We start from the raw sequence: 6,357 nt of genomic DNA, 5'->3' as shown, positions 1-6,357 counted from the left end.
TCGCGCTCCTGGCGGTCCTGAAGGCGGGCGCGGCCTATCTGCCGGTCGACCCCGAGTATCCCGCGGAACGCATCGCGTACATGCTGCGCGACGCCTCGCCCGCACTGCTGCTGACCGTTTCCGACTGCGCGGACCAGCTCCCCGAGCCCGACGGCACTCCGCGGCTGGTGCTCGACACGGAACCGATCACCGGTCGCCTCGATCGGTACGAGGCGGGCGACCTCCAGGACGTCGAGCGCACCGCGCCGCTGCGGGTCGACCACCCGGCCTACGTCATCTACACCTCCGGCTCGACCGGCCGGCCCAAGGGCGTGGTCGTCACGCACCGAGGGCTGCCGAGTTTCGCGGCGGCCGAGAGGTCCCGCTTCTTCGTCGCCCCCCGCAGCCGGGTCCTGCAGTGTGCCTCCTCGAGTTTCGACGCCGCCGTGCTCGAAGTGTGCATGGCGCTGGTTCACGGCGGTGCGCTCGTCGTACCGCCACCGGGCCCGCTGGCCGGTGAGGACCTGGTGGAAGTGCTGCGCGGGTACCAGGTGACGCACGCGCTCATCCCGCCCGCGGCTCTGGCCGGCATCCCGCCCGCCGACCTTCCGGAGTTCCACACCCTCGTGGTCGGGGGTGAGGCCTGCTCCGCCGAACTCGTCGCCCAGTGGGCGCCCGGTCGCCGGATGGTCAACGCCTACGGGCCGACGGAGTCCACCGTGATGGCGACCACCAGTACCCCGTTGGTTCCCGGCGCGGGCGCCCCGCCGATCGGGCGCCCGGTCCGCAACACCACGGTGCTCGTCCTGGACGAGGCGTTGCGGCCGGTGCCACCGGGTGTGGTGGGCGAGCTGTACATCGCGGGCGCGGGTCTCGCGCGGGGCTACCTGGGCCGTCCGGGGCTGACCGCGGACCGGTTCGTCGCCCATCCGTACGGTGCTCCGGGGCAGCGCATGTACCGCACCGGCGACCTGGCCAAGTGGCGCGCCGACGGCAATCTCGAGTACGCGGGCCGTGCCGACGACCAGGTCAAGCTGCGCGGCTTCCGTATCGAGCCCGGCGAGATCGAGGCGGTTCTCACCCGCCACCCGGACGTGTCCGGCGCCGTCGTCGTCGTACGCGAGGACCAGCCCGGGCGGCGGTACCTGGTCGGGTACGTGGTGTGTGCGGACGGCACCCTTCCCGAGACCTCGGCGCTGGGCAAGCACGTCGGGGCCGCACTGCCCGACTACATGGTCCCGTCCGTGTTCGTACGGCTCGACCGGCTCCCGCTCACCGCCAACGGCAAGCTGGACACCAGCGCCCTGCCCGCGCCCCGGCGGTCCGACGGACCGGGCCGCGCACCGGCCACACGGCGGGAGGAAATCCTGCGGGGTCTCTTCCAGCAGGTCCTGGGCCTGGACGAGGTCGGCCTCGACGAGAGTTTCTTCGAGCTGGGCGGTGACAGCATCGTCTCCATCCAGCTGGTCAGTGCCGCCCGCAAGGCCGGACTGGCCCTCACACCGAGGGATGTCTTCCGGCACAACACCGTCGAGACGCTGGCCGCCGTCGCCACCGAGGCCGCGGGTGCCGACCGGGAGCCGGCCCGGACCCGGCACGACGGCGTGGGGCGGCTTGCCACGACGCCCATCATCGAATGGCAGCGGGAACGCGGCGGTCCGGTGGAACGGTTCAGCCAGGTCATGCTGTTGCGGGTGCCACCCCGGCTCGGCCTGGACCGGCTCACGGCGGCCCTGCAGCAGGTGCTGGATCACCACGACGCCCTGCGCATGCGGTGGACGCCCGGCGCGGACGGCGACTGGGCCCTGCACGTGCCCGAACCCGGCAGCGTCGACGCCCGGCAGGTCGTCACCAGGGTGGACATCAGCCACCTCGAGCCGGACGACGACGCGTTGCGTCCCGTGTACGAGGCACAGCGGGAGGAAGCCCTCGCCGGACTCCGCCCTGCGGAGGGCCGCATGATGCGGGCCGTCTGGCTGGACGCGGGCGATGACCGGCCGGGCCGGCTGCTGCTGGTGCTGCACCACTTCGTGGTGGACGGAGTGTCCTGGCGCATCCTGGTGCCCGATCTCATGGCCGCCTGGCAGTCCGGCTCCGACGGCTCCGCGCCCTTGGAGCCCGTGGGTACGTCGCTGCGGTGCTGGAGCGAACGCCTGCACACGGAGGCGCGCTCCGCGGAGCGGCTGGCGGAGCTCCCGCTGTGGCAGGAGATGACACGAGGGCCGGACCGGCTCCTGGGCAGCCGCCCGCTGGATCCGGCCAGGGACACCACCGCCACCGCCCGCTCGCTCACCCGAGTGCTGGAGCCCGAGCAGACCGAGCCCCTGCTGACCACGGTGCCCGCCGTGTTCCACGCCACCGTCAACGATGCCCTGCTGACCGCGCTGGCGCTCGCGGTGGCCGACTGGCGGCGGCGTGGCGGCGGCGGCGAGGACACCGCGGTCCTGCTGGACCTGGAAGGCCATGGGCGCGAGGAGTTCGCCCCGGACATCGACCTGTCCCGTACGGTCGGCTGGTTCACCACCGTCTTCCCGGTCCGGCTGGACCCGGGCCGGGCCGTCGAAGGGGACTGGAGGACCGGGAGTACGGCGGGCGAGGCGCTCAAGCGCGTCAAGGAGCAACTGAGACGGTTGCCGGACAACGGCCTCGGCTACGGCCTGCTGCGACGGCTCAACCCGGAAACCGCTCCGGTACTGGCGGCCGGCCGTACTCCGCAGATCTCCTTCAACTACCTCGGCCGCTTCGCGGCCCCCGCGGGGACGGAAACGTCCCCGGCCGAGTGGACCGCCGACTCACTGGGGGACGTGCTCACCGCCGGCTCGGACGCGGACCTGCCGCTGGCCCACGCCGTAGAACTCAACGTGCTGACGCAGGACGGCCCGCACGGGCCCCGGCTCGTCGCCACCTGGTCGTGGGCGGACGGTCTGCTGTCCGAGCCACGGGTGCGCGACCTCGCCGAAACCTGGTTCACCGCCCTGGACGCCCTGTCGGCCCTGGTCCTTCGGACCGACACCGGTGGCTGGACTCCATCGGATCTTTCCTTGGTGTCGCTGTCGCAGGCGGAGATCGATCTTCTGGAATCCGACTGGAGGAACCCATGACCACGCAGGGCCTCGCCGACGTTCTCCCCCTGTCCCCCTTGCAGGAGGGCATGCTTTTCCTCGCGCTGTACGACGAGACGGCGGTGGACGCCTACACCGTCCGGCTCGCCTTCGACCTGCGAGGACCACTTGACACGCGCCGGCTGAAGAGAGCCGCGGAAGCGCTGCTGGACCGCCACCCCAACCTGCGGGCCGCGTTCCGGCACGAGAAGCTGAGCAGCCCCGTCCAGCTGATTCCACGGTCCGTGGAACTCCCCTGGCGCGACGTGGACCTCAGGGACCTCGGCGCCGGGGAACGCCAGGAGGCGCTGGAGCGGCTGGCTGCGGAGGAGGGCGCCCGGCGCTTCGATCTCGCCCGTCCGCCGCTGCTGCGCTTCACCCTGGTGCGGCTGGCCGACGACACCCACCGCCTGATCATCTGCCTGCACCACATCCTGCTCGACGGATGGTCCTTCCCCCTCCTGGTCGGCGACCTCTTCGAGCTGTACGAGAAGCACGGCGACAACTCGGGAATGCCCAGGGTCACCCCGTACAAGGAGTTCCTGGCCTGGCTCGCCCGGCAGGACAAGGACGCGGCGGCCAAGGCCTGGCGCGCCGCGCTCGAAGGACTGGCGGAACCCACCCTGGTGGCGCCGGGCGCCTCCCAGCGACTGACCCGGGAACCCGTGGAGCGGGTGACCGAGCTGCCCGAGGACCTCTCGGCCTCCCTCGCCGAGCTCGCGCGGGCCCGCGGATGGACGCTCAACACCCTGGTACAGGGCGCCTGGGCGCTGATGCTCGCCTCGATCACCGGTCGTGACGACGTGGTGTTCGGTGCGACCGTCTCCAACCGCCCGCCGCAGATACCGGGTGTGGAGACCATGGTGGGCCTGTTCATCAACACCCTGCCGGTGCGGGTGCGGCTGAACTGGTCCGAGTCGCTCGCGAGCCTGTTGACCCGGCTGCAGAACAGCCAGGTGGACCTGATGGAGCACCAGCATCTGAGCCTCGCGCAGATCCAGCGACAGGCTGGAGGCGGCCCGCTGTTCGACACCCTCGCCGTCTTCGAGAACTACCCACTGGACCCCACCGCTTTCGACCGGCGGATGGACGACGGGGTGCAGGTGTCCGGCTTCACCGGCCAGGACGCCACCCATTACCCCCTGAGCCTGATCGCCTATCCGGGCACCCGGATCCGGCTGCGCGTGGGATACCGCCCCGACCTGCTGGAGCCGTCCGCCGTCGCGACGCTGACCGACAGGTTCACTCGGGTCCTGGCCGAGGTGGTGGCCGACCCGGACCAGCGTGCCGGATCCGTGGACACGCTCTCGCCGGAGGAACGCCGGCAGGTCCTGGAAGTGTTCAACGACACCGAGCACGAGGTGCCCGACCTGACCTTGCCCGAGCTGTTCGAGAGGTGGGCGGACCGCACCCCGGACCGCACCGCCGTCCTCTTCGAGGACGAGTCGCTCTCCTACGGTGAACTGAACGCCCGCGCCAACAGGCTGGCCCGGCTGATGACCGAGCGGGGTGTCGGCCCGGAGACGATCGTCGCGCTCGCGGTACCGCGGTCCGTCGAGCTGGTGGTCGCCCTCCTCGCCACGCTCAAGGCGGGCGCCGCCTACCTGCCGGTCGACCCGGAGCACCCGACGGAACGGAACGCCCACGTTCTCTCCGGTTCCGCACCCGGCCTGCTGGTCACCACCGGCCCGACCGCCGCCGCCCTGCCGCACGTGGGCCATGTGCCCACCCTGGTCCTGGGCTCGTCCGAGACCGAGCGGGCACTGGCCGGCCACCGGGACGACAACGTCGAGGACGCCGAGCGCACCGTGCCGCTCATGGCGGACCACCCGGCCTACGTGATCCACACCTCCGGTTCGACCGGTCGGCCCAAGGGTGTCGTGGTGCCACACCGCGGCATCGTCAACCGCCTGGTGTGGATGCAGGACGAGTACCGGCTGACCGCGGACGACCGCGTGCTGCACAAGACTCCGCTCGGCTTCGACGTGTCGGTGTGGGAACTGTTCTGGCCGCTGGCCGAGGGAGCCACACTCGTGGTCGCCCGGCCCGGGGGCCACCGCGACCCCGCCTATCTTGCCGAGGTGATCAGCGAACGCGGCGTGACCACTGCGCACTTCGTGCCGTCGATGCTCCAGGAGTTCCTCCGGGACCCGGCCGCCGCTCGCTGCGTCGGTCTGCGCAGGGTGATCTGCAGCGGCGAGGCACTGGGCAGGGACACACAGGACCGCTTCATGAGTCTCCTCGACGCGGAGCTGCACAACCTGTACGGCCCCACCGAGGCCTCCGTGGACGTCACCGCCTGGGCCTGCCGGACGGACGACGGGCCCGGACCCGTGCCTATCGGGCGCGCCGTCTGGAACACCCAGACCTACGTGCTGGACGCGGCTCTGCGCCCCGTTCCGCCCGGTACCGCCGGCGAGCTGTACCTGGCGGGAGTCCAGCTGGCCCGGGGTTATCTGGGGCGGCCGGGGTTGACGGCGGGGCGGTTCGTGGCGGATCCGTTCGGGCGTGGTGGGGGTCGTCTGTATCGCACGGGGGATGTGGTGCGGTGGGACGGTGAGGGCCGGCTGGTGTTCGTCGGGCGGGCTGATGCTCAGGTCAAGTTGCGGGGTTTCCGTATTGAGCTGGGTGAGGTGGAGTCGGTTGTGGTGGGGCATCCGGGGGTGGCGGATGCGGTGGTGGTGCTGCGGGAGGACCGGCCGGGGGATCAGCGTCTGGTGGCGTATGTGGTGCCGGTGGCCGGTGGGGTGGCCGGTGGGGTGGCGGGTCTGCGGGAGTTCGTGGCGGGTCTGTTGCCGGAGTACATGGTTCCGGCGGCGTTCGTGGTGCTGGATGCGTTTCCGCTGACGGTCAACGGCAAGCTGGACCGTGGGGCTCTGCCGGCGCCGGAGGTGTCGGCCGGTGGGGTGTGGCGTGCGCCGCGTTCTCCTCGGGAGGAGGTGGTGTGCGGGTTGTTCGCCGAGGTGCTCGGAGTGCGCCGGGTCGGTGCGGACGACAACTTCTTCGATCTGGGTGGTCATTCCCTGCTCGCCACCCGTCTGGTGAGCCGGGTGCGTACGGCGACCGGTGCCGAGCTGTCCGTCGGTGCTCTGTTCGATGCCGCGACACCCGCGGGTGTCGCCCGGCTGCTGGACGATGCGGACGTGGCCCGGGCGGGTGTACGCCCCTACCCGCGTCCGGAGTGGTTGCCGCTGTCGTACGCCCAGCACGGACAGTGGGTGGTCAACCGCATCGAGGGCGGCGCCGCCTACAACGTGCCCTACGCGGTCCGTATCTC

The 6,357-nt window shown here is 71.6% G+C and carries 2 protein-coding genes; both read left to right on the top strand.

The genetic code is table 11. The features are described from left to right. A partial coding sequence (locus B7767_RS44195; RefSeq protein ID WP_143653070.1) for a non-ribosomal peptide synthetase occupies positions 1–3,080 on the top strand: 3,080 nt, incomplete at its 5' end. Then, on the top strand, positions 3,077–6,357 hold a 3,281-nt coding region (locus tag B7767_RS44190), incomplete at its 3' end, for a non-ribosomal peptide synthetase (RefSeq protein WP_218775881.1). The genes B7767_RS44195 and B7767_RS44190, both read left to right, overlap by 4 nt.

It is taken from the genome of Streptomyces sp. 13-12-16, from assembly GCF_002114215.1.
GTDB lineage: Bacteria > Actinomycetota > Actinomycetes > Streptomycetales > Streptomycetaceae > Streptomyces.
The sequence above is the reverse complement of the archived record's forward strand: the minus strand, read 5'-3'. Positions and strand labels throughout refer to the sequence as shown.